This is a genomic window from Streptomyces sp. NPDC001889 (assembly GCF_053594535.1).
On sequence record NZ_JBSFER010000002.1, the window covers coordinates 51704 to 75775 of the forward strand.

The 24072-nt window shown below is 73.0% G+C and carries 21 protein-coding genes and 1 pseudogene; 10 read left to right on the forward strand and 12 right to left on the reverse strand.

Features of this window, described 5'->3' with window-relative positions; translation table 11 throughout:
* The 6 genes from ACWCRA_RS02110 (at nucleotide 1) to ACWCRA_RS02135 (ending at nucleotide 7361) form a co-directional block, all read left to right on the forward strand.
* Nucleotides 1–954, forward strand: a complete 954-nt coding sequence (locus ACWCRA_RS02110; RefSeq protein ID WP_451066645.1) for a thiopeptide-type bacteriocin biosynthesis protein — start codon at nucleotides 1–3, stop codon at nucleotides 952–954.
* Nucleotides 951–2027, forward strand: a complete 1077-nt coding sequence (locus ACWCRA_RS02115) for a thiopeptide maturation pyridine synthase (RefSeq protein WP_351552696.1) — start codon at nucleotides 951–953, stop codon at nucleotides 2025–2027. Before ACWCRA_RS02110 ends, ACWCRA_RS02115 begins: the two co-directional genes overlap by 4 nt.
* Before the next feature lie 491 nt (nucleotides 2028–2518).
* Nucleotides 2519–4348, forward strand: coding sequence for a glycoside hydrolase family 3 protein (locus ACWCRA_RS02120; protein ID WP_351552693.1), 1830 nt, complete (start codon nucleotides 2519–2521; stop codon nucleotides 4346–4348).
* A gap of 165 nt (nucleotides 4349–4513) precedes the next feature.
* Nucleotides 4514–5146: a class I SAM-dependent methyltransferase gene (locus tag ACWCRA_RS02125; RefSeq protein ID WP_351552690.1), complete on the forward strand. Its 633-nt coding sequence runs from the start codon at nucleotides 4514–4516 to the stop codon at nucleotides 5144–5146.
* A gap of 75 nt (nucleotides 5147–5221) precedes the next feature.
* Nucleotides 5222–5908: a response regulator transcription factor gene (locus tag ACWCRA_RS02130; protein WP_351552836.1), complete on the forward strand. Its 687-nt coding sequence runs from the start codon at nucleotides 5222–5224 to the stop codon at nucleotides 5906–5908.
* A gap of 55 nt (nucleotides 5909–5963) precedes the next feature.
* Nucleotides 5964–7361 carry a sensor histidine kinase gene (locus ACWCRA_RS02135; RefSeq protein WP_351552687.1) on the forward strand — a complete coding sequence of 466 codons (1398 nt, stop codon included), beginning with the start codon at nucleotides 5964–5966 and terminating at the stop codon, nucleotides 7359–7361.
* Here the strand turns inward: ACWCRA_RS02135 and ACWCRA_RS02140 are convergent.
* Both ACWCRA_RS02140 and ACWCRA_RS02145 read right to left on the reverse strand, forming a co-directional pair.
* On the reverse strand, nucleotides 7324–7836 hold the full coding sequence (locus ACWCRA_RS02140) for an SgcJ/EcaC family oxidoreductase (protein WP_351552684.1): 513 nt from the start codon (nucleotides 7834–7836) through the stop codon (nucleotides 7324–7326). The two genes, ACWCRA_RS02135 and ACWCRA_RS02140, sit on opposite strands and share 38 nt — an antisense overlap.
* Nucleotides 7837–8180: 344 nt before the next feature.
* Nucleotides 8181–8600 carry a MerR family transcriptional regulator gene (locus ACWCRA_RS02145; protein ID WP_451066646.1) on the reverse strand — a complete coding sequence of 140 codons (420 nt, stop codon included), beginning with the start codon at nucleotides 8598–8600 and terminating at the stop codon, nucleotides 8181–8183.
* Nucleotides 8601–8699: 99 nt separating this feature from the next.
* Between ACWCRA_RS02145 and ACWCRA_RS02150 the strand changes: the two genes are divergently transcribed.
* On the forward strand, nucleotides 8700–9575 hold the full coding sequence (locus ACWCRA_RS02150; protein WP_451066647.1) for a polysaccharide deacetylase family protein: 876 nt from the start codon (nucleotides 8700–8702) through the stop codon (nucleotides 9573–9575).
* Nucleotides 9576–9582: 7 nt separating this feature from the next.
* Here ACWCRA_RS02150 and ACWCRA_RS02155 read toward each other — a convergent pair whose 3' ends face one another.
* The gene (locus ACWCRA_RS02155) at nucleotides 9583–10872 is read right to left on the reverse strand and encodes a diacylglycerol/lipid kinase family protein (protein ID WP_451066763.1); all 1290 of its coding nucleotides are present in this window, start codon (nucleotides 10870–10872) and stop codon (nucleotides 9583–9585) included.
* A gap of 269 nt (nucleotides 10873–11141) precedes the next feature.
* Between ACWCRA_RS02155 and ACWCRA_RS02160 the strand changes: the two genes are divergently transcribed.
* Nucleotides 11142–12119, forward strand: coding sequence for an erythromycin esterase family protein (locus ACWCRA_RS02160; RefSeq protein WP_451066648.1), 978 nt, complete (start codon nucleotides 11142–11144; stop codon nucleotides 12117–12119).
* 127 nt (nucleotides 12120–12246) lie between these two features.
* Here ACWCRA_RS02160 and ACWCRA_RS02165 read toward each other — a convergent pair whose 3' ends face one another.
* Together ACWCRA_RS02165 and ACWCRA_RS02170 are read right to left on the reverse strand one after the other, a co-directional pair.
* Nucleotides 12247–12678: a PPOX class F420-dependent oxidoreductase gene (locus ACWCRA_RS02165; RefSeq protein ID WP_351552672.1), complete on the reverse strand. Its 432-nt coding sequence runs from the start codon at nucleotides 12676–12678 to the stop codon at nucleotides 12247–12249.
* Nucleotides 12679–12808: 130 nt separating this feature from the next.
* The gene (locus tag ACWCRA_RS02170) at nucleotides 12809–13330 is read right to left on the reverse strand and encodes a GNAT family N-acetyltransferase (protein ID WP_451066649.1); all 522 of its coding nucleotides are present in this window, start codon (nucleotides 13328–13330) and stop codon (nucleotides 12809–12811) included.
* Nucleotides 13331–13498: 168 nt separating this feature from the next.
* Between ACWCRA_RS02170 and ACWCRA_RS02175 the strand changes: the two genes are divergently transcribed.
* Nucleotides 13499–14944, forward strand: coding sequence for a glyceraldehyde-3-phosphate dehydrogenase (locus tag ACWCRA_RS02175; protein ID WP_351552666.1), 1446 nt, complete (start codon nucleotides 13499–13501; stop codon nucleotides 14942–14944).
* Between the two features lie 88 nt (nucleotides 14945–15032).
* Here the strand turns inward: ACWCRA_RS02175 and ACWCRA_RS02180 are convergent, their stop codons facing one another.
* The 6 genes and pseudogenes from ACWCRA_RS02180 to ACWCRA_RS02205 all read right to left on the reverse strand — a co-directional run bounded on the left by ACWCRA_RS02180 (nucleotide 15033) and on the right by ACWCRA_RS02205 (nucleotide 20978).
* Nucleotides 15033–15533 (reverse strand): MSMEG_1061 family FMN-dependent PPOX-type flavoprotein, encoded by a 501-nt coding sequence (locus tag ACWCRA_RS02180; RefSeq protein ID WP_451066764.1) that lies wholly within the window; start codon nucleotides 15531–15533, stop codon nucleotides 15033–15035.
* 447 nt (nucleotides 15534–15980) lie between these two features.
* Nucleotides 15981–16775, reverse strand: a pseudogene (locus ACWCRA_RS02185) (ABC transporter ATP-binding protein); the annotation flags it as partial.
* A complete protein-coding gene (locus ACWCRA_RS02190; protein ID WP_451066650.1) occupies nucleotides 16772–17827 on the reverse strand; it encodes a FecCD family ABC transporter permease in 1056 nt (351 codons plus the stop codon). The pseudogene ACWCRA_RS02185 and the gene ACWCRA_RS02190, both read right to left, overlap by 4 nt.
* Nucleotides 17824–18870 (reverse strand): FecCD family ABC transporter permease, encoded by a 1047-nt coding sequence (locus tag ACWCRA_RS02195; RefSeq protein ID WP_351552660.1) that lies wholly within the window; start codon nucleotides 18868–18870, stop codon nucleotides 17824–17826. Before ACWCRA_RS02195 ends, ACWCRA_RS02190 begins: the two co-directional genes overlap by 4 nt.
* A complete protein-coding gene (locus ACWCRA_RS02200; RefSeq protein ID WP_451066651.1) occupies nucleotides 18867–19946 on the reverse strand; it encodes an iron-siderophore ABC transporter substrate-binding protein in 1080 nt (359 codons plus the stop codon). The genes ACWCRA_RS02195 and ACWCRA_RS02200 overlap by 4 nt, the downstream gene beginning before the upstream one ends.
* Nucleotides 19947–20255: 309 nt before the next feature.
* A complete protein-coding gene (locus ACWCRA_RS02205) occupies nucleotides 20256–20978 on the reverse strand; it encodes a helix-turn-helix domain-containing protein (RefSeq protein ID WP_351552824.1) in 723 nt (240 codons plus the stop codon).
* A gap of 490 nt (nucleotides 20979–21468) precedes the next feature.
* On the opposite strand from ACWCRA_RS02205, the gene ACWCRA_RS02210 reads away from it, so the two are divergent.
* Nucleotides 21469–22632: a carboxylate-amine ligase gene (locus tag ACWCRA_RS02210; RefSeq protein ID WP_351552654.1), complete on the forward strand. Its 1164-nt coding sequence runs from the start codon at nucleotides 21469–21471 to the stop codon at nucleotides 22630–22632.
* A gap of 102 nt (nucleotides 22633–22734) precedes the next feature.
* Here the strand turns inward: ACWCRA_RS02210 and ACWCRA_RS02215 are convergent, their stop codons facing one another.
* Complete coding sequence (locus ACWCRA_RS02215; protein WP_351552651.1) at nucleotides 22735–24054, reverse strand: MFS transporter; 1320 nt, start codon at nucleotides 24052–24054, stop codon at nucleotides 22735–22737.
* Nucleotides 24055–24072: the final 18 nt, after the last annotated feature.

Genomic DNA, 24072 nt, shown 5'->3' on the forward strand with positions numbered 1-24072 from the left:
ATGGCGGAGGCGTGGACCTCGCTGCACGTCTTCCACCGGGGCGGCACCGACCGGCTGATCGTCGGCGCGGTCGGCGACCTGGTCCGCTCCCTGGACGCCGACCGGCTGCTCGACCGGTTCTTCTTCCTCCGCTACTGGGAGGGCGGCCCGCATCTGCGGCTGCGGCTGCGCCCCGCCGACGGCGCCGACGTACGGGACCGGGCCAGGGCCGCGCTGGAGAAGCACCTGGAGGAGCACCCCACCACCGAGCGCTGGGACCCGGACCGCTACGCGCTCACCGCCGAGAGCCTGGCGCGCGCCGAGGAACTGCCGTACTACGACCGGCGGCTGCGGCTCGCCGACGGTGTGGAGGACATCCCCTACCGGCCGGAGTACGCGGTGTTCGGCGGGCCCGAGGCGGTCGACGCCGTCGAGCGCCACTTCACCGACTCCAGCCGTATCGCCCTGGCGGTCCTGGAACGCACCGCGGCACCCGAACGCCGGCTGGGCTTCGCCCTGGCCTCCCTGATGCTCGCGCTGACGGCCGGGGAACCGGATCACGACCGCGTCACCTCGGTGCTGGAGCGCACCCGCGACCGCTGGGACGACCCCGCCACGGCCGGGGCCGGGCGGGCGGCGGCCTTCGCCCGCCAGCGCGCCGCGCTGACCGCCCAGGCCATCCGCTGCCGCCGGATCGCCGCCGACCCCGCCCCGGACGGGCTCACCGGCGCGTGGGCGCGCTCGATCCGCACCCTGCACCACGAGATCCGCACCCTCCAGGCGGCCGGCCGCTTCCGTCCAGCGCCCGCCGGCTCGTCCTTCCACCCGGGCGCCGGCCCGCACGGCGACAGGACGATCCTGCTGCTGCGCTGTGTCCACCTGCTCTGCAACCGGCTCGGCCTGTCCGGCCCCCAGGAAGCCCATCTGCGCTATCTGACCGCCATGACCTTCCTCGACCTCAGGGAGAGCCCGTGACCGACTGGCGCAGCATCCAGATCCGCTACTACAGCGAGGCCAAGGACGACCTCATCCTGGACGCCGTCCGCCCCCTCCTGGCCGATCTGGGCGACCGGGTACGGCAGCCGTACATCGTCCGGCACTGGCGGCGCGGCCCGCATCTGCGGCTCAACCTCCGCGCGGACGCGGACGTCTGGGAGCGGGAGGTGCTGCCCGAGGCCACCGCGAGGCTCGGCCGCCATCTGCGGGACCACCCCTCGACCACCGTCCTCGACGAGGCCGCCGTGACCGAGCGGCAGCGGCTGCTCGCCGTCCGGGAGAGCGACCACGGCCCGCTGGGTCCCTGGTACCCCGACAACACGCTCCAGACCGAGCCGTACGAGGACCGCCGTCACATTCTCCGCGACGACCGGCTCATCGATCTCCTCGACACCTTCCACGCCGAGAGCACGGCGCTGGCGTTCCCGACGCTGGAGGCCATCCGCCGGGGGGAGCTGAGCCTGTTCCGGGTGGCGCTCGATCTGATGATCGCCTTCGCGCACACCAGCGTCCCCCCGATCGCCCGCGGCTATATGTCCTTCCGTTCGCACGCCGAGGCGTTCTGCTCCTACTGCGAGGACCGCGACGGCGTCCGGGCGGGGTTCGAGGCCGCGTACCAGCGGCAGGCCGCGCCCCTGCGCGCGCTCGTCCGCGACCGGGTGGCCCGGGTCGACGAGGACCGCTCGCCGAGGCACGTCCGGGAGTGGCTCCGGCTCGTCGCGCGGCAGAAGGAGATCGCCGCGCCGCTGATCGCCGGCGGGGAGATCGATCTGGACGGCGCGGCGCCGGAGCCGGGGATGGTCCAGCGCCACACCGTCGACTTCCACGAGGTCCTCCTGGGCACCGGGCGCTACACGACCGAGGTCCTCGGCTCCGAGTGGTTCCTCACTCACCGGCTGGCCATCAACATGCTCTACGCCCATCTCTCCCGGCTCGGTCTCGTCCCCCTCCAGCGCTATCTGTTCTGCCATCTGATCGCCGGCGCCGTCGAGGCGGAGTACGGGGTGTCCCCGGTGGAGAGGGCCCGTGCCTGGGCCACCGCCCGAAGCTGAGCAGCCCCCGGGCCCCACCGGACCGGGCCGGCCGCCGCGCCCGTTCTCCCGGGCGCGGCGGGCGTTCCCGGCCCCGCCCGCCAAGCCCCGAATCCCGTAGTGCCCCGATTGTCGAATATCCCGCCGCCGACATGTTCCCGCCCGGCACGGTGGTTCTCCCGGCAGGAGCGTCGTGGGGCTTTTCACAGCCGGCCGCGCCGGGCGAGCGGGCGCCTCTCCCACTCGCCCAATGCCCGCTCGGCGCACCCTTGTTCGGGGCGCGGACCAGGGGAGTGGAGGGGCTCTCCGACACCGTGGGTGTTCAGGTGAAGCCGGAAAGTGTAAGTGGAATATATGAATCAGTTAAAAATAGCTCCGGCCATTCCGCCCTATTTCCCCTCCTGGTGAAAACTCCCTTGCCCGGCCATTGATCCATCAGTACCTTTCCGGCTGTCCGAATGGTTTCGGACACTTCTCTGTCTCGATATCAGGCATGGCCGGAAGGGCAGAACATGCACCATCGGAGTGTCTCCAGACGCACCCTCATAGCCGCTTCCACCGCGACCGCCGCCACGGCCGTCGTCGCCCACGGCAGCACCCCGTCCGCCGCCGCCGAGAGCCCGGGGGCCCGGGACGCGCGGCTCCGCCGGCTCATCGCGGGGATGAGCGCGGAGGAGAAGGTCGGCCAGGTCTTCGCCACCTTCGTCTGCGGCGCGTCGGCCACCGACCCCGTACCCGAGGCCGCCGAGGCCAACCGGGCGCTGATGGGTGTCAGCACCGGCGCCGAGGCGGTCGCCAGATTCCACCTCGGCGGGGTCATCTACTTCGTCTGGTCGGGGAACATCTGGAACCCGCGCCAGATCGCCGGCCTCTCCAACGGCCTCCAGCGGGCCGCTCTCGACTCCTCCGCCGGGGTGCCGCTGCTGATCTCCATCGACCAGGAGTACGGCGCGAACGTCCGGATCGGCGCTCCGGCGACCCAGCTGCCCGCCGCCATGGCCCTGGGCGCGGGCGGCTCGGCGCGCGACGCCCGCACCGCCGCCCGGATCGCCGGAACCGAACTGGCCGCGATGGGCATCCGGCAGAACTTCGCCCCGGTCGCCGACGTCAATGTCAACCCGGCCAACCCGGTCATCAACGTCCGCTCCTTCGGCGCCGATCCCGGCGCCGTGACGCGGATGGTCGCCGCCCAGGTCGAGGGGTACCAGCGGGTGGGTGTCTCCGCCGTCGCCAAGCACTTCCCCGGCCATGGCGACACGGCGGTGGACAGCCACTTCGGCCTCCCGGTGATCACCCACACCCGCGAGGAGTGGCAGCGGATCGACGCCCCGCCCTTCCGCGCGGCCATCGCGGCGGGCGTCGACTCGATCATGACCGCGCATCTCCAGATGCCCGCGCTCGACCCGAGCGACGATCCGGCGACGCTCTCCCGTCCCATCATCACCGGGGTGCTGCGCGAGGAGCTCGGCTACGACGGCGTCATCGTGAGCGACGCCCTCAACATGCGGGGCGTCCTGCAGAAGTACGGCGAGGAGCGGGTGCCCGTGCTCGCCCTGAAGGCGGGTGTGGACCAGCTCCTCTACCCGAACAACCTGCCGCTCGCGTGGAACGCGGTCCTCAGGGCGGTACAGGACGGCGAACTCGCCGAGGCCCGCCTGGACGAGGCGATCCTGCGCATCCTGCGCCTCAAGGAGAAGCTCGGACTCCTCCGGGACCCGTATGTCCCCGAGGCGGCGGTGGACCGCGGGGTCGGCACGCGCGGGCACCTCGCCACCGCCGACCGCATCGCCGAGAACACCACGACCCTGCTGGTCAACAAGGCGGGACTACTGCCCCTGAACAGGCGGCGCCGGAAGAATCTGCTGGTCGTCGGCGCCGATGAGAAATTCCCCCACGACGAGAGCCTCAGCGCCCTGCCGGCGCTGGCCGATGCCCTCACCGAGCTGCGCTTCTCCGTCACGGCACTGCCCACCGGGATCACTCCCGACGAGCGGGGGGCCGACGCGGCGGTCGCCGCCGCCCGGGGCAAGGACGCGATCGTCGTCCTGACCCACGACATCGCCGCCGCCGACGGCCAGCGGTCCCTGGTCCGGCGGCTGGTCGCGACCGGGGTGCCGGTCGTCCATGTCGCCGTCCGCAACCCCTACGACATCGCCCACCTCGACGGAGTGGGAGCGTCCCTCGCCACCTACTGCTGGACCAGCGTGGAGCTGCGGGCCGCCGCCCGGGTGATCGCGGGCCGCGCCGAACCCCGCGGTGAGCTGCCCGTACCCGTGCAGTGCGCCGACGATCCCGGCCGAGTGCTCTACCCCATCGGGCACGGACTGTCCTACGACGACTGATCCGAACGCCCCGGAGCACCGCCGGCACCCGGTGGGTCCACCACCGGCCCGGCGGTACGCGGTCCACCGGCGGGCGGGCTCCCGGGGCCCCGGGGACCCGGCCCGCCGGTGGGCGGATCATGAGACGATGCCCACCCTCGCAGGGCAACGGAAGGAAGCACGCCGATGGCCGAGGACCGACGTCCCCCCGCCGCAGAGGTCTTCGACGCCCTGGGCGCCGCGTACGAGCAGGCCTTCGCCGACTCCCCGGCTCACCACGCCTCACTGGAGTGGCTGCTGGAGCGGCTCGCACCGCACAGCCGGGTCCTGGACGTGGGCAGCGGCACGGGCCGGCCGACCGCGCGGCGGCTGGCGGACGCGGGACACGAGGTGCTGGGTGTCGATGTGTCGCCGGTGATGGTGGAGCTGGCGACCCGGCAGGTGCCGTCCGCCGTCTTCCGCCACGCCGACATCCGTGAACTTCCCCTGGAAGAGGGGAGTTTCGACGCGGTCTGTGTCTACTTCTCGCTGCTCCAGATGGACCGCGACGAGCAGTCCCGGCTCCTGGGGCGGCTCGGCCGGGCGCTGGTCCCCGGGGGCCTGCTCGCCGCGGCGACCGTCCCGCTGGACGTGGAGGGCGTCGAAGGGGTGTTCATGGGACGGCCGGTGCGGCTGACCAGCTTCGGCCCCGGGGAGTTCACCGCCCTGGTCGCCGCGTCCGGCTTCGAGGTCCTCGCGGAGCGGAGCACCCTCTTCACCCCGGACCATCCGGAGGCGGCGGCCGAGCCCCAGCTGTTCGTGCACGGCCGCCGGAACTGACCCCCGAACCCCGGGGGTACGGGCTTGTCGTACATGGGTGCGGCCTCCGCACACTAGGGTGCATCCGTGCATGCATTGCGGGTACTGCTGGTGGAGGACGACGAGCCCGTCGCCGAGTCGCTGCGGCGCGGGCTGCTGCGCTACGGCTTCGCCGTGGAATGGGCCTCCACCGGGACGGCCGCGCTGGCCGTCACCGAGCCCTACGACCTGGTGCTGCTGGATCTGGGGCTGCCGGACACCGACGGCCTCGACGTCTGCCGGGAGCTGCGCCGGCGCGGCAATGTGCCGATCATCGTCATCAGCGCCCGCAGCGACGAGACCGACCGGGTGGTGGGCCTGGAGATCGGGGCGGACGACTATGTCTCCAAGCCCTTCGGCGTCCGTGAGGTGATCGCCCGGATTCGCGCGGTGATGCGCCGGGTCCAGCCCGCGCAGAGTGCCGCGGCCGGCGGCCCGGACCGGTACGGCTCCCGGCTTCTGCTGGACCGCAAGGCCGCCCGGGTCCGGCTGGACGGGGCGGAGGTCGCGCTCACCCCGAAGGAGTACGACCTGCTGGCCTTTCTCACCGAGGAGCCCGGCGCCCTGATGTCGCGGGAGCAGATCATGGAGGCGGTCTGGGACGCCAACTGGTTCGGCCCGACCAAGACCCTCGACGTGCATGTGGCCGCCCTGCGCCGCAAGCTCGCCGGAGCGGTGGTGATCGAGACGGTGCGCGGCGTCGGGTTCCGGCTGGTGCTCACCGAGAGCGCGGGGACCGAGTGACCACCGGGGAGCGCCCCGCCCGGGCGGCTCCCGGCGCGGACGAGGGAGGCGCGCCGTGATCCGGCGGCTGATCGTCAGTTACGTCCTCCTGGTCGGCGTGGCCCTGGCCGCCTTCACCGTCCCCGTCGCCTACACCCTCACCGCGCAGCTGCGCGGCGACACCGAGGAGTCGGTGCGGCGCGAGGCCACCACCATGGCGCTGCTCCTCGGCGGCGGCGACGCGCCCGCCCGGCAGGCGCTCGCCAGGGTCGCGGAGGCGTACGCGGACGAGACGCCCGGCCGGGTCGAGGTGGTCTCCGCCGACGGCGTGGCCGTACCGCCGCTGCGGATGCCCGCCCGGCCGGCCGATCCCGCGTTCACCCGGGCGCTGCGCGAGGGCGGGACCACGGCCGACTGGGGAGGCCGGCTGGTCTGGGGCCCGGAGCTGGTGGTCACCGTGCCGGCGCGCGCCCAGTCCGACGACCGGATCGTCGGCGCCGTGCGCATCCGTTACGCGACGGAGGACCTCACCGACCGGCTCTGGCGGATCTGGGGCTTCCGGGCCTTTCTCGCGGTGGGGGTGCTGGCGGTCGCCGCCGGCCTCGGCACGATCGTGGCCCGGCTGCTCACCAAGCCGCTCCGGCAGCTCAACGACATGGCGAGCCGCTTCAGCGACGGTGATCTGACCGCCCGTTCACCGATCACCGGCCCCCGGGAGACCCAGACCCTGGCCCGCACGCTCAACCAGGGCGCCGAGCGTCTCGACACCCTGGTCGCCGCCCAGCGGATCTTCGTCGCCGACGCCTCGCACCAGCTCCGCACCCCGCTGACCGCGCTGCGGCTCTCGCTCGACAACATCGCCGACGGTGTGGACGACGAGTTCGTGCGGGAGGACGTGGAGCAGGCCACCGCCGAGGTGGTCCGGATGAGCCGGCTGGTCAGCGGGCTGCTGGTGCTCGCCCGGGCGGAGGCGAAGGTGTCCGCGCCGGAGCCGCTGGCCCTGCGCGAACTGGTCGCCGAGCGGCTGAGTGTCTGGCGTCCGGCCGCCGACGAGCGAGGGGTGCGGATCGTGCTCGTCGGCAGCGCCGACGAGCGCCCGCATGTGCTGGCCGGGCCCGGCAACCTCGACCAGGTGCTGGACAATGTGCTCTCCAACGCGCTGGAGGTCTCTCCCGACGGCGGCACCATCACCGTGCGGCTGGCGGCGCCGGGCGCGGAGACGACGGTGCTGGAGGTCCTGGACCAGGGGCCGGGGATGTCCGCGGCCGAGCAGTCCCGCGCGTTCGACCGGTTCTGGCGCGGCCAGGGGCTGACCGGCCGTTCGGGGACGGGGCTGGGCCTCGCCGTCGTCCGGCAGCTGGTGACGGACGACGGCGGGACGGTGACCCTGCGGGACTCGCCCGGGGGCGGACTCTGTGTGCGGATCGGCCTGCGGCTCAGCCCGCGGCCGGGAGCACCGAGGAGTGGTGGTTGACGATCAGCCACTTCCCGCCGCGCTTCTCGTACTGGTACGTGTAGCGGGCCACGACGGGGGAGACCTTCCGGGTGGCGGGGTCGGTGAGGTGGAAGCGGTACAGCCCGGTGTCGATCGCCGAGTCGCCGTCCAGGACGTGGATGACCGAGCGGATCTTCTCGCCCCGGGGCTGCTTCTGGAGGAAGTGCTCGAAGTAGTCGACGATCTGCGTGCGGCTGGTGCGGATGTCCGGGGACACCGTGGGGAGCAGCACCGCGTCGGAGGCGTAACGGTCGGCGACCGTCTGCGGGTTCCCGGTCCCCAGGGCCGCGTTCCACTGCCCGAAGAGCGCCGCTATCTCCCGCTTGTCGGCCTTGGTCCCGGCGTTGCCGTCCCGGTCCCCGGCCTGGGCGACGCCGACCGCCACGGCGGTGGTGACAGCGACCGCGGCGGCCGTTGTGGCGATCACCGCGCGGGCACGGAAGGTGCGCTTCATGGGAACTCCTGCTCGGTGGGGGTGGAGTGAATCCGGTTGCCCCACCTTCGTGGGCGGCGTGTTAACACCCGTACAGAGCACGGCAAGCCCACGGACAAATCCCGGCCAAGGCGTCCCCGGGCGGCCCGCGAGACCGAGCGGGACACGGGCCGGGGTGTGCTTGCGCGACGCGTTCCGCCCGGGGCCGGGGCCGGGGCCGGACGCCGAGCGACGTGGGCCAGGGGCGCGGCGCTGCCTCGGGAGCGGCTCTGCTCCGGGGGCGGGACGCGCTCAGGACAGGCACCCCGTCCGGAGCGGGACGCGCTCAGGGCAGGCACCCCGTCCGGCCTCAACCACCCTTTTTCCTATGTTTGTTGGCGTTCCATCCCTTCAGATGAAGGGATGGTTTCGCCGCTGCCGCCGGGGTCGTAGTCGAGTACCGCGGTCAGATAGGAACTGATCGCGTCACGGTTGCGGGTCAGACACCGGATGCGCTCGGTCATCCGGTCCCGTTCGTGCTCCAGGGCGGCGATCATCTCCGGTGTCGCGTCCGGGAAGTAGATCGTCCGGGGACGGTCCAGGCAGGGCAGGATCTGCTTGATGATCCGGGTCGGGAGCCCCGCGTCGAGAAGCCCTCTGATCTGGAGCACCCGGTCGACGAACCGCTCGTCGTATCTGCGGTAGCCGTTCGCGCAGCGGTCGGCGGCGATCAGCCCCTGCTCCTCGTAGTAGCGCAGCAGCCGCCGGGAGGCGTCCGTGCGGTGTGAGAGTTCTCCGATGCGCATCCGCTCCACCTCGTGGCTTGACCATCACATCGATGTGAGCGTTCGAGGATAGCCCCCGGGCGGGACCGCCGCCCCCGACGGCGAACGAGGTGAGCGCTGATGGACAACCAGCTCTTCGACTACAGCCCCATCCCCGAGCGGAGGCCGATCCACTGGCCGAACGGCGCCCGGGTCGCCTTCTATCTGGCGCTGAATGTCGAGCACTACCGGATCGACCGCCCGTCGACCAGCATCTTCCCGGGCACCAGGGACCTGGTGCCCGACCCGCTGAACCACGGCTGGCGCGACTACGGCCCCCGGGTGGGCATCTGGCGGCTGATCGAGAGCCTCGACCGGCACCGCATCCGGGCGAGTGTGATGCTCAACTCCGATGTCACCGAACGCTATCCCCAGATCATCCGGGCCGGACTGGAACGGGACTGGGTGTGGGCGGCCCACGGCAGGAACAACTCCACGCTCCAGACGGACATGACCCGCGAGGAGGAGCGCGCCGCCCTCACCGAGGTGGTCGCCACCATCGAGCGGGCCACCGGCCGCAGACCCCGGGGCTGGCTGGGGCCCGCCCTCACCGAGACCTTCCACACCCCCGCGCTCCTCGCCGAACTGGGCCTCGGCTATGTCCTCGACTGGGCCAACGACGACCAGCCCTATCGGCTGAACGTGCCGGGGATGCTGAGCGTTCCGTACTCCATCGAGGTCAATGACATCAGCCTGTTCGTCGGCAAGAGCCTCAGCGGACCCGACTTCGTCCGGGTCGTCGAGGACCAGCTGGAGCAGCTCTGGGCCGACTCCGCCCACAGCGGCCGGGTCATGTCGCTGGTTCTGCACCCGTTCGTCATCAACCAGCCCTTCCGGCACAAATATCTGGACCGGGCCCTGGAGCACATCGCCCGCCACCCCGGCGTATGGCTGACGACCAGCGACGAGATCGCCGAGCACTACGCCCGGACCACCGCCCCGGAGCCCGTGGGCTGACCGGATCTCACTCCGAGGGGACGGGCCTGCCGAGCGCGAGCAGCGCGATCTGCCGCCAGTTCAGCCGCGGGCGGCTCGGCGGCGCGCCGGGCCGGTGGCGGGGGAGCAGCACCCGCAGGGCGCGCGGGCGGATCGTGCAGACCACCGGGGCGGGCAGGGTCAGGGCCTCGCCGTCCACCGCGACGGCCAGGGTGGGGGCGGTGGAGCCGACCCGCACCCGGCGGGCCGTCAGCAGGGTCAGCCCGGGCGCCTGGGCGCCGAGCACCGCGAGCCGCGCGGCCTGGGCCGCGCTGTCCACCCGGATGCCGATGACCCCCAGCGCGCCCCGGTCCAGCCGCAGCCGCCGGCCCGTGGCCGACAGATCGGTGTCCGCGTAGGGGTTGTTGCTGACCAGCAGCGCCTGCTGGGAGGGGAGCGGGGTGTCGTCCGCGGTGGCGTCGAGCCGGTGCGCGGGCCCCCTCAGCAGCAGATCGGGCAGGGCGTCCAGGGCGGTGCCCGCCTGGTCGCCCCGGTACCGGGGACTCCGGACGATCTCCGCGTACACCCCGAAGGAGGCGGTGTTGACGAAGGGACGGTCCGCCACGAACCCCAGGTCCACCCGGATCTCCTCGCCGTCGGTGAGGGCGTCCAGACAGCGGGAGGGGTCCGTGCGGTCCAGGCCCAGATCCATGGCGAAGTGGTTGCGGGTGCCCGCGGAGATCACCAGGAACGGCAGTCCGTGCTCGGCGGCGACGGCCGCCACCAGCGCCTGGGTGCCGTCGCCGCCCGCCACACCGAGCAGATCCGCGCCGTCGGCCACGGCCCGCCGGGCGAGCGCGGTGACATCCGCACCGGCGCCGGAGGGCAGGAGGATCACCCGCGCGCCCAGCCGCTCGGCCCGCTCCACCAGATGGAAGCGGGCGACCTTCCCGCCGCCCGACGCCGGGTTCATGATCAGGAACGGTCGGCGCGGGGGCCGCCGGCGCTCGGCGCGCACACCGCGCGGCGGGCGCACCCGGCGCAGCGCCGACCGGGCGCACCCCAGCGCCGCCCACCACAGGGCCATCGCCAGCAGCGCCGGACCCCACAGGCCGTGGCCGGTGTAGAGCACGATCACGGCCACGGGGGCCGCGAGCACCAGGAGTGCGCCGAGCGCCCGGACCGGGCCCCGGTACGCGAGGGCCCACCAGACGCCGACGCCCGCGACGGCCAGCCCCGCGAGACCGCCCACCACGATCAGCAGCCCGCCCCCGCGCACCGCGGACACCAGCGCCAGTACCGCGCCCACCACGCAGACCAGCGAGGCCCGCGCCCACATCCGCGCCCGTCCGAGCACCCCTGGACCGCCCACACCCGTCACCGTCCTCTCCCCGTCCTCTCCCACGCGTACGGCCGCGACCACCTCGTGACGGCCCATCGTGGCGGAACCGCGGCCCCCCGGGCGGTCGGCGCGCCTGACACCCCGGACCGCGGCGCTCCGGCGGAGGCGCGGGCCCGGCTTGACCTCAACCGCGATCGAGCTTCGACGATGGGGGCGCGGGCGGCGGAGGGGCAAGGCGCCGCACCCCACGATCGAGGAGGTTCGGCATGGCCGGGAACACGGCGGAGACCGGGGCGGGCGGGACGGAGGCGGTGGCCCGGTGGATTCGGCGGCATGCCCACCCGCTCACCACGATGGACCCCGGGGCTCCGGCGGCCGATCTCCAGCCGCTGGCGGCGATGGTGGGAAACGCGAGGACCGTCGCCCTCGGCGCCTCCGTCCGCGACTCCCACGAGCTGTCGTCGACCGCGCACCGCATCCTCCGCCTGCTGGTCGAGCAGGAGGGGTTCCGGGCTCTCGCCCTGGAGGGGGGCGACGCGGCGAGGGTCGGCCTCGACGCGTACATCCGTACGGGAGCGGGCGACCCGCGCGCGCTGCTGGCGGGGGCGCGGTCGTTCTGGCGGACCGGGGAACTCCTCGCCGTCGTCCGCTGGATGCGCTCCCACAACGAGCGCAACCCCGACGACCCGGTCCGGTTCGCGGGGGTCCCCTCGGACGGCGGCGGGGCACGCCCTCCGTACAGCGGTCCGGCCGGTGTCGAGTGGAGCCTGGCCGAGAACACCCGCCGGTGGCACGAGCGCACCGGCGACAGGATCGTCCACTGGGGTGGTCTCGCGCACACCGCCAACGGGGACGCGCGCACGGTCTCCCCCGCGCCGTCGCCGACGGCCCACCGGAACGCGGGCGGCCGGCTGCGGCGGCTCTGGGGGCCGGAGTACGTCTCCCTCGGCCTGACGTTCCACCACGGACGGACGTCCCAGCCCGTCCCGGACCCGCCGGAGGAGTTCGCCGAGTCCGTGCTGGGCGGCGCCGGGCTGGACGCGTATCTGCTGGATCTCCGCGTGCCCGCCCCCGCGCCGGTACGGGAGTGGCTGGCCGCCCCCGCCAGGACACGGCTGGTCGGCCCCTGGTACGACCCCGGGGAGGACGCCGCCCACCACATGTCCGGCGGGGCGCTCGCCGACTGGTTCGACATCGTCGTCCATGTCCGGGAGGTCACCCCCGCCCGTCCGCTCACCGGCTGAGACGCCCCGCGCTCCCCGCCCCGCGCTCCCCGCCCCGCGCTCCCCGCGCCCGCGACCCTCCGTGCCCGTGTGCCCCGCGCTGCCCGTGTGGCCGTCAACGCTCCGTCACGGGCCCGGCAGCGGTCCCTCAACCGATGCTGGTGCCATACACCTTGTCCACCGTCATCGTCATCAGCACCCTGCGCTCGGAGACCATGACCGACCGGTACTCGTCCCAGTCGGGGTGCTCACCGGCGGCGGCGCGGTAGTACTCCACCAGCGCCTCGACCTCGGGGCCGTGCGGGTCGGTGCCCGGGCCGACGAGGGTGGCGGTGCCCTCGGCGGTCGCCCAGGAGCGGCCGTCCTCGCTGGTGACCTCCAGGGTGGCGCGCGGGTCCCGGCGCAGGTTGGCGATCTTCGCGGTGCCCTCCGTGGTCGACACGCGGATGACGGCGGCGGCCCGGTCGTACACGGGCATGATGGGGGAGAGCTGGGGGCGGCCGTCGGACTTGATGGTGGCGAGCACCCCGAGCCGGCTCCGCTCCAGCAGTGCGTGGGTGTCCAGATGAGTGTCTGTCATGGTGATCCCAACCGGTGGCCGGGCGCCGCGTATTCCGGCTCGCGGGGCGCACTCCGATGCGTACCGGGGCACCCTCCCACAGTCCCGGGCCCCGGCGGCGGACGGCGCACCCGCGCGCCTCGGGGAGTTCTCACACCGGGAGCGTGAGCAGACGCGCGGGTCCGGGCGGCCACGCGTCCGTGTCGCGCGGCGGAATCCACATCGCCGGGATCGGCATACGGACCGGTCCGCCGGGCTGCTCCACCCGGACCTCGTCGTCCAGGAGCCGCCACCCCAGCCGCTCGTACACCGGGACCCGCTCCGGCAGACAGAAGAGCAGTCCGAAATCCGCGCCGGTGTCGCGGGTGTGCTCCACGGCGGCGGCCACCACCAGCCGGGCCAGCCCCCGGCCCCGGAACGCGGGGGCCACGATCACCCCGCCGAGACCGCCCAGCCGGAGGCGGGCGTCACCCACCCGCATCGTCACCTCCGCCCAGCCGGCGTGCGCCACCAGCCGGCCGCCCTGCCGGACGCCGAAGTGGACGTCCTTGGGGCGCCAGGCCAGCCCGAGTCCGTTGGTCCCGAAGGGATCGCCGGCCCCGCCGGTGATCTCGGCGAGTTCGGTCTCGGTGTAGTGGGGGAGGCGGACGGCGACGGGTGGCGTGGAGATCATCCGTGCATCCTGGCCCGGTCCCGCGCCGCTGTCACCCCCCTGTACGGCCCCCGCGGGCCCCGCCCGGCCCCGCGGGCCCCGGCCCGCGCCGGTTTCCGGGACCGTGGGGGAAGATCAAAACGGCCCCGGGTTAGCATATGAGCGCCGCCTAGCTCGAAAGAGAAGACTGTGACTCTCAACGACGACTCGTTCACCAACTGGAAGAACCGCGAGGAGATCGCGGAGTCGATGATCCCGATCATCGGGAAGCTGCACCGGGAGCGGGATGTCACCGTCCTGATCCACAGCCGCTCCATGGTGAACAAGTCCGTGGTCAGCATCCTCAAAACCCACCGATTCGCCCGGCAGATAGCCGGTGAGGAGCTCTCGGTCGTCGAGACGCTGCCGTTCCTGCAGGCGCTCACCGCGCTCGACCTCGGTCCCTCCCAGATCGACATCGGCATGCTCGCCGCGACCTACAAGGCCGACGACCGCGGCCTCTCGGTGGCCGAGTTCACCGCCGAGGCCGTCGCCGGCGCCACCGGCGCCAACAGGATCGAGCGCCGCGAGGCCCGCGATGTCGTCCTCTACGGCTTCGGCCGCATCGGCCGCCTCATCGCCCGTCTGCTCATCGAGAAGGCCGGCTCCGGCAACGGCCTGCGGCTGCGGGCCATCGTCGTCCGCAAGGGGGCGGGGCAGGACCTCGTCAAGCGCGCCTCCCTGCTGCGCCGGGACTCCATCCACGGCCAGTTCCAGGGCACGATCACCGTCGACGAGGCCAACGGCAGGATCATCGCCAACGGCAACGAGATCCAGATGATCTACTCCGACGACCCGACGGCCGTGGACTACACGGAGTACGGCATCAAGGACGCCATCCTCATCGACAACACCGGCAAGTGGCGGGACCGCGAGGGGCTCTCCAGGCATCTGCGCCCCGGCATCGCCAAGGTCGTGCTGACCGCCCCGGGCAAGGGCGATGTCCCCAATGTCGTGCACGGCGTCAACCACGACATGATCAAGCCGGACGAGCAGATCATCTCCTGCGCCTCCTGCACCACCAACGCGATCGTCCCGCCGCTGAAGGCGATGGCGGACGAGTACGGTGTGCTGCGCGGCCATGTGGAGACCGTCCACTCCTTCACCAACGACCAGAATCTGCTGGACAATTACCACAGCTCGGACCGGCGCGGCCGGTCGGCGCCGCTCAATATGGTGATCACCGAGACGGGCGCCGCCTCCGCCGTCGCCAAGGCGCTGCCCGACCTCGACGCGAAGATCACCGGCAGCTCGATCCGGGTCCCGGTGCCGGATGTCTCGATCGCGATCCTCAGTCTCCGGCTCGGCCGGGAGACCACGCGGGACGAGGTCCTCGACCACCTCCGCCAGGTCTCGCTGACCTCGCCGCTCAAGCGCCAGATCGACTTCACCAGCGCCCCCGACGCGGTCTCCAGCGACTTCATCGGCTCGCGCCACGCCTCGATCGTCGACGCCGGCGCCACCAAGGTCGACGGCGACAACGCGATCCTCTACCTCTGGTACGACAACGAGTTCGGCTACTCCTGCCAGGTCATCCGGGTCGTCCAGCATGTCTCGGGGGTGGAGTACCCGACCTTCCCGGCGCCGGTGGTCTGATCCGGTGCCGGTGGTCTGATCCGGCCGCGCGCGGTCGCCGAGGGCGGGGAATCGTTTCATCTCTCCCGTCCCCGGCGACCGCGCGCGGTCAGGCGCTCTTCTCCCGGGCCCCGGTCCTCCACAGACCCGAGCGGAGCAGGGACTGGGAGCAGTGCAGATAGATCTCGTCGATCTCCAGCAGAACGGCGAGGGCGGGACGGCGGCCCTTCGACGCCATGGCGTCGAAGAAAGGCGCGTCGGTGAGAATCCGGGCCCTGCCGTTGACCCGCAGGATGTCCCCGCTGCCGGGGACGAGGTGGAGCAGTCCGGCGTGCGGGTTGCCGAGGATGTTGTGGAGGCTGTCCCCCCGGCGGTTGCCGGGGCGTTCCGGCAGCGCCAGGGTGGTCTCGTCCACGACATGGATGAAGCCGGGGTCCCCGCCGCGCGGGGAGACATCGCAGGCGCCGAGCGCGTCCGCTGTGGAGAGCAGACAGAACGGGGAGCGGGCCAGCAGGTCCCGGTCGTGGTCGGTGAGCCGGGCGTGCACCTTGTCGATGACGACCGGGTGCGGCTCGCCCAGCAGCTCCCGCAGCTCCGCGGATGAGCGCAGCTCGGTGAAACCGGGCCGGGCGGCCGGGTGCGGGGGGCAGCCTGCCGGTTCGGCGGGCGTTTCGGCGGGCGGGGGAGCGGGGTGCTCCGCGGCCCTGGCGGCGGTCCTGTGGGGCAAGGCGACTCCCGGTGGTCGGGTACGAGGGTGCGGGGGTGTGCGGGCGGGACCCGGACCCGGGCTGCGGGCTGCGGGACCGGCGCCCCCGCCCGGCGGGACGGGCCCGGCGCGTCAGCCGGTCCGGGACGCGGGGACGGGTTCCGCGGGTCCGTCCTTCACCGGCCTGTCTTTCACCGGCTCGTCCTCCGTCGGTCCGTCCTTCACCGGCTCGTCCTCCGCCGGCCTGTCTTTCACCGGCTCGTCCTCTGCCGGTCCGTCTTCCGTCGGTCCGTCCTCCGCCGGCCTGTCTTTCACCGGCTCGTCCTCTGCCGGTCCGTCCTCCGCCCGCCGGACGCCGTGCCGCCCGATGGGGAGCATCAGCGGCCGGCCGGAGACGGGGTCCTCGATGATCCGGCTGTTGAGGCCGAACACCGCGCGCACGGTCTCCTCGGTCAGCACCTCGTGCGGTGTCCCGGCCGCGTGCAGCCGGCCCGACGCGAGGGCGACGACGCGGTCGGCGTACCGGGCGGCCAGATTGAGGTCGTGCAGCACCATGACGACGGTGGTGCCCCGCGCGTGGTTGAGGTCCGTCAGCAGATCGAGGACCTCCACCTGGTGGCTCGCGTCGAGGAAGGTCGTGGGCTCGTCCAGCATCAGGATGTCGGTCCGCTGGGCGAGCGCCATCGCGATCCACACCCGCTGGCGCTGCCCGCCGGACAGCTCGTCCACGGCGCGGTCGGCCAGCGCGGTGGTGTCGGTGGCCTCCAGGGCCGCCGCCACGGCCGCGTCGTCCTCGGCGCTCCACCGGGAGAACACCCGCTGGTGCGGATGGCGTCCCCGGCCGACGAGATCGGCGACGGTGATTCCCTCGGGGGCGACGGGCGACTGGGGCAGCAGCCCGAGGGTGCGGGCGAGCTGCTTGGCGGGCAGGCGGTGCACCTCCTTACCGTCCAGTACGACACGGCCCTCGCGCGGGGTGAGCAGCCGGGACATGGAGCGCAGCAGGGTCGACTTGCCGCAGGCGTTCGCGCCGACGATCGCCGTGATGCGGCCCGGCTCCACGGCGAGATCGAGGGACGAGACGACGGTGCGGTCGCCGTAGCCGAGCGTGAGCTGTTCGGCCGCCAGGGTGTGTGCCGTGGTCACAGGGAACCTCCTGCCCGGTTGGTGCGGATGATCAGATGGATGAGGTAGGGCGCGCCGAGCACACCGGTGACGACGCCGACCGGGAAGCGGGCGCCGAAGGCGAACTGCCCCGCGAAGTCGGCGACCAGCACCAGCAGGGCGCCGACCAGCCCGGCGGGCACCAGCAGCGAACCGCCCGGCCCGGTGATCCGTGCCGCGATGGGCCCGGAGAGGAAGGCGACGAAGGCGATCGGCCCGGCCGCCGCCGTGGCGAACGCGATCAGAGCCACCGCGGCGACGATCACCGTGACCCGGGTGCGTTCGACCCGGACCCCGAGGGCGGCGGCCGTGTCGTCCCCGAGCTGCATCGCGGAGAGGTTCCGTGCCTGCCCCAGCAGGACGGGGCAGAGCACCGCCAGCGCCACCGCGGCGGGTACGGTCTGCTCCCAGCCGGCGCCGTTGAGGCTGCCGGTCAGCCAGCGCATCGCCTCCTGGAGATCCCACTGGGCGGCCTGGGACAGCACATAGGCGACGACGCTGTCGAGCATCGCGGCGATGCCGATGCCGATGAGGATGAGCCGGGTGCCGACCACCCCGTCCTTGAAGGCGAGGGTGTAGACGAGCAGCGCGACGGCGAGGGCGGCGGCGATCGCGAGGGCCGACACCTGTGTTTCGCCGAGGGAGAGCGTGACGATCGCGACGGCCGCCGCCGCGCTCGCGCCCGAGCTGATGCCGATGACATCGGGGCTGGCGAGCGGGTTGCGCAGCATGGTCTGGAAGGTGACACCGGCCAGACCGAAGCTGAAGCCCGCCACCACGGCGAGCACGGCGCGCGGCAGCCGCAGCCGTCCGACGGTGAACGACGCCCCCGGCACCCGCTCACCGAGGACCACCCGGATCACCTCGTCCAGCGGGTAGTACGTCTTCCCGGCCATCAGGGTCACGGCGAAGGCGGCCACCACCAGCACGGCCAGCAGCGCGCAGACCGCCCGGCGGCGCAGCGCCCGGTGCACCCGGCCGCGGGCCACGTCGTCGGTGGAGGGCGGGCGGGAGGGGAGAACGACGGCGCTCACAGGGCACGCACCTTCTGCCGGCGGACGATCCAGATGAAGAACGGGGCGCCGATCAGCGCCGTCACGATGCCCACCTCGATCTCCGCGGGGCGGGCCACGACCCGGCCGGCCACATCGGCGGCGGTGAGCAGTGCCGCGCCGAGGAGCGCGGAGAAGGGGAGGAGCCAGCGGTGGTCCACGCCGATGAGCAGCCGGCAGGCGTGCGGGACGACGAGTCCGACGAAGGCGATCGGCCCGGCGACCGCGGTCGCCGCGCCGCACAGGACGACGGCGCCGAGCGCCGCCACACCCCGGGCCACGGCGACCCGCTCGCCCAGTCCGGCCGCCAGTTCCTCCCCCAGCGCCAGCGAGTTCAGGGCCTTGGCGGAGAGCAGACAGATCACCAGACCCGCCGCGAGGAAGGGCAGGACCTGACCGATCCGCTCGTAGGAGGCGCCGCCGACGCCGCCGATCTGCCAGAGCCGGAAGCTGCCGGCGATGTCGTTGCGGGGCAGCACCACGGCGGTGACGAGCGAGGCGAACGCGGCCGAGGTCACGGCCCCGGAGAGCGCCAGCTTCAGGGGCGTGGCGCCGCCCCGGCCGAGCGAGCCCACTCCGTACACGAAGAGCGCCGAGACCGCCGCGCCCGCCATCGCGACCCAGATGTACCCGGTCGGCGAGGAGAGCCCGAAGAACGCGACCGCCGTGACCACGGCGAGCGAGGCGCCCATGTTGACGCCCAGGATGCCGGGGTCGGCCAGCGGGTTGCGGGTCACTCCCTGCATGACGGCACCGGCGAGGCCCAGCGCGGCGCCGATCAGCACCGCGAGGAAGGTGCGGGGAATCCGTTTGCCCGCCGCCGCCTGTTCCAGGGTCGTGTCGGCGCCCCCGAGCGCGGCCCAGACGTCGGTCCAGCCGATGGCCCGGGAGCCGAAGGCGACGGAGGCCACCATGAGCGCGGCCAGCACGAGGAGCGCCGCGAGGAGCCACAGCGGCCGGACGTGCGCCGGACGCCGCCTCGGTGCGGCGGCGTCCGGCGCGGTTCGGGTGGGGACCGTTCTCACTTGACCTTGTCCGCGGCCTTGGCGAGCGCGGCGACGTAGTCCTCCAGCACCCAGGAGATCGACAGCGGCGTCGGGTTGGCCGCGGTGCCCAGGGGTGAGCTGCCGGGCAGCAGATAGAGGGAGTCGCGGTCGACGGCGGGGACCTTGGACAGCAGCGGGTCCTTGCGGAGCGTCCTGGTCAGGTCGCCCTTCTCGTCGCCGTAGCCGGTGATGATGTCCACGTCGTTGAACTCGTCGACCTGCTCGGCGCTGCGGGTGAGCGCGAACTTGTCCGTGCCCTTGGACGCCTTGGCGATGCTGTCCGGGATCTTCATCCCGAGGTCCTCGAAGAACATGGTCCGGGTGTCGTGGGCGGTGTAGAAGCCGACCTTGCTGACATCACCGGCGTCGACATGGGTCATGAACATCGCCGACTTGCCCTTGATCTGGGGGTACTTGGCGACGGTGCGGCCGATCTCCCCCTCCAGATCCTTGATCATCTTCTCGCCCTCGGCGGCGAGCCCGATGGCCTTGCTGTTCGTGCGGATGATCTCCCGCCACGGCGTCGCCCACGGGGCGTCGGGGTACGCCACCACGGGGGCGATCTCGCTGAGGGTCTCGTAGTCCTGCTTGGTCAGGCCGGAGTAGGAGGCGAGGATGACATCCGGGTCGGTGTCGGCGACGGCCTCGAAGTCGATGCCGTCGTTCTCGTCGAAGAGGACCGGGGTCTTCGCCCCCAGCTCCTTGAGCTTCTCCTCCACCCAGGGCAGCACCCCGTCGCCGTCGTCGTCGCCGAAGTTGGCGGAGGCCATGCCGACGGGGACGACCCCGAGCGCCAGCGGCACCTCGTGGTTGGCCCAGTTCACCGTGGCGACGCGCTTCGGCCTCGACTCGATGGTCGAGGTGCCCAGGGCGTGCTTCACCGTGATCGGGAACGCGTCGGACGACGCGGCGGAGCTCTTGCCGCCGCCGTCCTTCGCGTCCTTGCCGTCCTTCCCGTCGCCCCCGTCGGAGGAGGAGCCGCCACAGGCGGAGAGGGTGAGGAGGGCGGTGGCCGTGGCCGCCGAGGTGAGCAGCCGCAGACGATGTGAACGCATGATTTCCAACCCCACTGGTCCGGATGCCAGGTGCCGGTCCTCGCACGCCCGGGTCCCGGGATGCCGTCGTGGAGTGTGTGCACCGCGCTGAACGCAAGCGCTTAGGTAAGGCTTGCCTTCGCACTGTAGGAGAACGCCGATCCGTGTCGCAACCGATCTTTTGGGACATCTGATGTAGCGATCGGGACAGCCGTCGGTGCGGGCGCGGGCGAGAGCGCGGGACACGGCCGGGAAAGGTGACCCAGGACACGGGCCGGGAGACCGGGCGGACCGCCGGGTCTCCGGGGTCCGGGAGCGGCGGCCCAGGGATCAGGGGGCGCGGAAGGTGCCCGGGGTGAGCCCCGTCGTCCGCCGGAAGGCCGCCCCGAACGCGCTCGCCGAGCGGTAGCCCACCTCCTCGGCCACGGCCTCCACCTCCCACCCCCGGGTCAGCAGGGCCACCGCGTGCTGGGCCCGGACCGAGGCGATCCAGCGGGCGAAGCTGGTGCCGGTCTCCGCGTTGAACGCCCGGCTGACCGTCCGGGCGCTCACACACAGCTCCGCCGCCCAGTCGGCGAGGGTGCGCTGATCGCCCGGGTTCTCCCGGAGCGCGTCGGCGATCGGGCGCAGCAGGGCCGACGCGGGCGCCTGCACCAGGAGTTCGCGCGGCGAGGGTTCGAGGACATCGAGCACCATCGCCTCGGTGGTCGAGCGCGAGGCGGGGGAGAGCCTGGCCTCGCCGAGCCGTTCCAGCAGCAGCCGCAGCAGCGGGGTGATCTCCACGGCCACCGGGGTCTCGGAGATGGACGGTGTGGTGTGGAAGCCGAAGAAGCTCGCCCGGAACCAGGTCCCGGCGACCGCCGACCCCGAGTGCAGTGTGCCGGCGGGCATCCACAGGCCGAGCGCCGGAGTGATCGTCCACACCCGTGCCCCGACCACGGCGGTGGACGCGCCCCGCTCGTTCCAGAGCAGCTCGTGGAAGGGGTGCGAGTGCTCACCCCACGTGGTGTCCTGCGCCACGACCTCGTCGTACGCCTGGATGGCGAACGGCATCACCACCGCGCCCGCGGCGACCACCGGCAGCGAACGCGTCTCCCGGGGAGCCCGCGGGGTTCCCGGCGCGCCGCGCGGCGCGGCGCTCGTGAGGGGCCCGGGAGCCGGGGCGGCGGCCGGGCAGGGTGCGTCCTGGGGGCGGGAGAACGGCATGCCCCCACCCTAGGCCGTCTCTTTCGGATCGTGCCGGGCTCGCGCGCCCCGGCACCGCGCCCCGGCACCGCGCCTCGCCGCGCTGTCGTCCGTCGCCGGCGCTCCGCGTGGGCTCCCTCCCCCGCCTCGCGATCCACGGCACCGGACCCTGCTCACCGATCCGGCCCGACCCGACCCGACCCGAAGGAAACTCCCGGGGCCTGCCTTCCGGGCCCGTCCGGCCCGCCGGCCCCGCCCCGGTCATGGGGGAGCAGGTGTTGCGGTGCCCACCCCGGCCGCCGACACTGGACCGGGGCAGTCGCCGCCGCCGGCCCGGCACCGGGGAGACGAGACGCTTATGACAGCGACAGGCGCGCAGATCCCCGCGCTGGGAGTGGAGGAGGAGTACCTCCTCGTCGCCCAGGACACCGGCGCCGTGATGCCCGGCGGCACCAGCGTGCTGCGCCGGGCCGCCCCCGTCCTCGGCGATCTGGTCTCCGGCGAGCTGACCGAGTACCAGATCGAGGCCAAGACCCCGCCCTGCACCAGCCTCCCCGCCCTCACCCGCCACCTCGCCCGGATGCGGGCCGCCGTGGCCGCGGCGGCGGCCGCCGAGGGGCTGCGGGCCGTCGCCACCGGCACTCCCGTCCTCGGCGCGCAGGACCCCGTGCCCCTCTGCGGCGGCGCCTACAACCAGCGCGGGGCGGAGACCTACCGGGGGCTCAACGACACCTACGCGCTCTGCGCGCTCCACATCCATGTGGACGTACCCACGCGCGACGACGCCGTGCTGGTCGGCAACCATCTGCGGCCCTGGCTGCCGACCCTGGTGGCGCTCGCCGCGAACTCCCCGTTCTGGTGCGAACGCGACAGCGGATACGCGAGCTGGCGCACGATCAGCGCCGGCACCTGGCCCGTCTCCGGCCCACCCCCGTACTTCACCTCGGGCGACCACTACCGCACCCTCACCGCCGAGCTGTGCGAGACCGGAGCCGCCGACAGCGAGCACCGGCTGTACTGGGCCATGCGGCCCTCCACGCATCTGCCCACCCTGGAGATCCGCGCGATGGACGTCAGCGCGAGCATCGATGAGGTGGTCACCCTCGCCGCGCTGGTGCGCGCGCTGGTCGTCGTGGCCCTCCCCCGGGTGCGCGGCGGCGACCCGGGGCCGCCGCTGGGCGAGGCGCTGCTGCGCGCCGCGTACTGGCGCTCCGCCCGCGACGGACTCACCGGCCAGGGGTTCGACCCCCTCAGCCGTCGGCTCGTCCCCGCCACCCGTCTGGTGGAACAGCTCCTGGAACACGTCCGGCCGGTGCTGGCGGACTTCGGCGACCTGCCCCAGGTCACTTCCGTACTCCACCGGCTCTCCGCCCACGGCGGCGGCGCCGAGCGCCAGCGGGCCGTCTACGCCCGCCGGAGCAGACTCCACGACGTCGTCGACCAGTTGGTACGGGACACCGCCCGCGTACCCGGCTCACCCCCCGCCCCGGTGACCGCGCCGCAGCGGCCGGCGGCCCGGTGACGGGGAGCCCGCCGCGAGACGGGCCGGCTCAACCGGGGTCCGCGGCACGCCGCACCGCCCACCACCGGCGCCTCACCGGTCCGCGCCCGGCGGGCGCCCGCGTCAGGCGCGGGGCGCGGTCGCCGTCTCCTTGATGAACAGGCCGGCGACGGCGCCGAGGACGAGCAGGACGGGCATCATCAGCAGGGCCCGGCCGTAGTCCCCGAGGTCGGGCACGTCCGGCAGGATCTTTCCGGGCACCGCCTGGAGGATGCCCCCGATGATGAAGCAGACGCCGTTCACGATGGCGGCGGAGCTGCCGACCAGCGCACCGGGCACGGACTCCCCGGCGACGGTGAAGCCGAGCATGTGCGCGCCGGCGAAGAGCCCGACGGCGAACATCGTGACGACCGAGACGCTGTTGGTCTCCGTCGGCAGATAGATCAGCAGGCTGATGGCCGCCGCCTGGAGGAGTACGCCGGTGACCGCCGGCACCCGGCGGTTGTTCCAGTGGTCGGAGAGCAGGTTGAACAGCGGCGCGCCGATCGCGAGACCCAGCCAGGACACGGCGGTCAGCACGGCGGCGAGGTCGTTCTCGGCGCCGCGGGCCTCCATCACCCGGGGCCCCCACAGCACACCCATAGCGAGCATGGACCCGAAGGACACCCCGGCCAGTGCCGCCGAGAGGACGACGTTCCGGTTGCGGAAACAGGTGCCGAGATCCTTGAGGATGCTGGAGACCAGTGGTGGTCTCGGCGCCGCCGCCGCCCGGGCCAACTGCTCGGGACCCGGTGAGGGATTGCGCACCAGCAGCGCGAACAGCACGATCAGCACCACCCCCGCCGCGCCGAAACCGTTCAGCAGCTGCTGCCAGCTCACCAGGCCGAGCTGCCAGGAGATGGCGGGCTGCCCGAAGGCGGAGCCCAGCGACGCCAGCGACTGGACCAGTCCGAACATCAGACCGTAGCGGGCGGCGGGGAACCACTGGCCACCGATGTACCCGGCGCCCACGAAACCGAACGAGGAACCGATCGCCAGCACGATCTGGGCGGCGATCAGCGTCGCCATGCTGGTGGTCTGCGCGTACAGGAACGCCCCGGCGGTGACGAAGGCGACGGCGACCGTCAGCAGCGGACGCGAGCCGAACCGGTCCAGCAGGGCGCCCGAGAAGAACTGGCAGAGCGCGAACGCCCAGGTGTAGATGGACCCGGCCAGCCCGATCTGGGCCACCGAGAGGGAGGCCGTGTTCTGGATCTCGGGCGAGACGACCGCGTAACCGGTCTGGATGGCGAACAGCCAGACCACGAAGATCGTGCACAGGCCCCAGACGATCCAGGCCTCCACGCCGCCGATCGTCCGGTGCGGGCCGTGCAGCCACCGGGCACCCGGATGCTTCTTGTACGCCCGGCCGTCGCCGGCCGGGGAAGGCGTGGTGGTCGCCATGGTGGTCTCTCCTGTCGG

Coding starts and splice junctions, on each gene's coding strand:
- ACWCRA_RS02110 (WP_451066645.1), top strand. CDS start 1: ATGGCGGAGGCGTGGACCTCGCTGCACGTCTTCCACCGGGGCGGCACC.
- ACWCRA_RS02120 (WP_351552693.1), top strand. CDS start 2,519: ATGCACCATCGGAGTGTCTCCAGACGCACCCTCATAGCCGCTTCCACC.
- ACWCRA_RS02125 (WP_351552690.1), top strand. CDS start 4,514: ATGGCCGAGGACCGACGTCCCCCCGCCGCAGAGGTCTTCGACGCCCTG.
- ACWCRA_RS02140 (WP_351552684.1), bottom strand. CDS start 7,836: ATGAAGCGCACCTTCCGTGCCCGCGCGGTGATCGCCACAACGGCCGCC.
- ACWCRA_RS02145 (WP_451066646.1), bottom strand. CDS start 8,600: ATGCGCATCGGAGAACTCTCACACCGCACGGACGCCTCCCGGCGGCTG.
- ACWCRA_RS02150 (WP_451066647.1), top strand. CDS start 8,700: ATGGACAACCAGCTCTTCGACTACAGCCCCATCCCCGAGCGGAGGCCG.
- ACWCRA_RS02155 (WP_451066763.1), bottom strand. CDS start 10,872: ATGTGGGCGCGGGCCTCGCTGGTCTGCGTGGTGGGCGCGGTACTGGCG.
- ACWCRA_RS02160 (WP_451066648.1), top strand. CDS start 11,142: ATGGCCGGGAACACGGCGGAGACCGGGGCGGGCGGGACGGAGGCGGTG.
- ACWCRA_RS02165 (WP_351552672.1), bottom strand. CDS start 12,678: ATGACAGACACTCATCTGGACACCCACGCACTGCTGGAGCGGAGCCGG.
- ACWCRA_RS02170 (WP_451066649.1), bottom strand. CDS start 13,330: ATGATCTCCACGCCACCCGTCGCCGTCCGCCTCCCCCACTACACCGAG.
- ACWCRA_RS02200 (WP_451066651.1), bottom strand. CDS start 19,946: ATGCGTTCACATCGTCTGCGGCTGCTCACCTCGGCGGCCACGGCCACC.
- ACWCRA_RS02205 (WP_351552824.1), bottom strand. CDS start 20,978: ATGCCGTTCGCCATCCAGGCGTACGACGAGGTCGTGGCGCAGGACACC.
- ACWCRA_RS02210 (WP_351552654.1), top strand. CDS start 21,469: ATGACAGCGACAGGCGCGCAGATCCCCGCGCTGGGAGTGGAGGAGGAG.
- ACWCRA_RS02215 (WP_351552651.1), bottom strand. CDS start 24,054: ATGGCGACCACCACGCCTTCCCCGGCCGGCGACGGCCGGGCGTACAAG.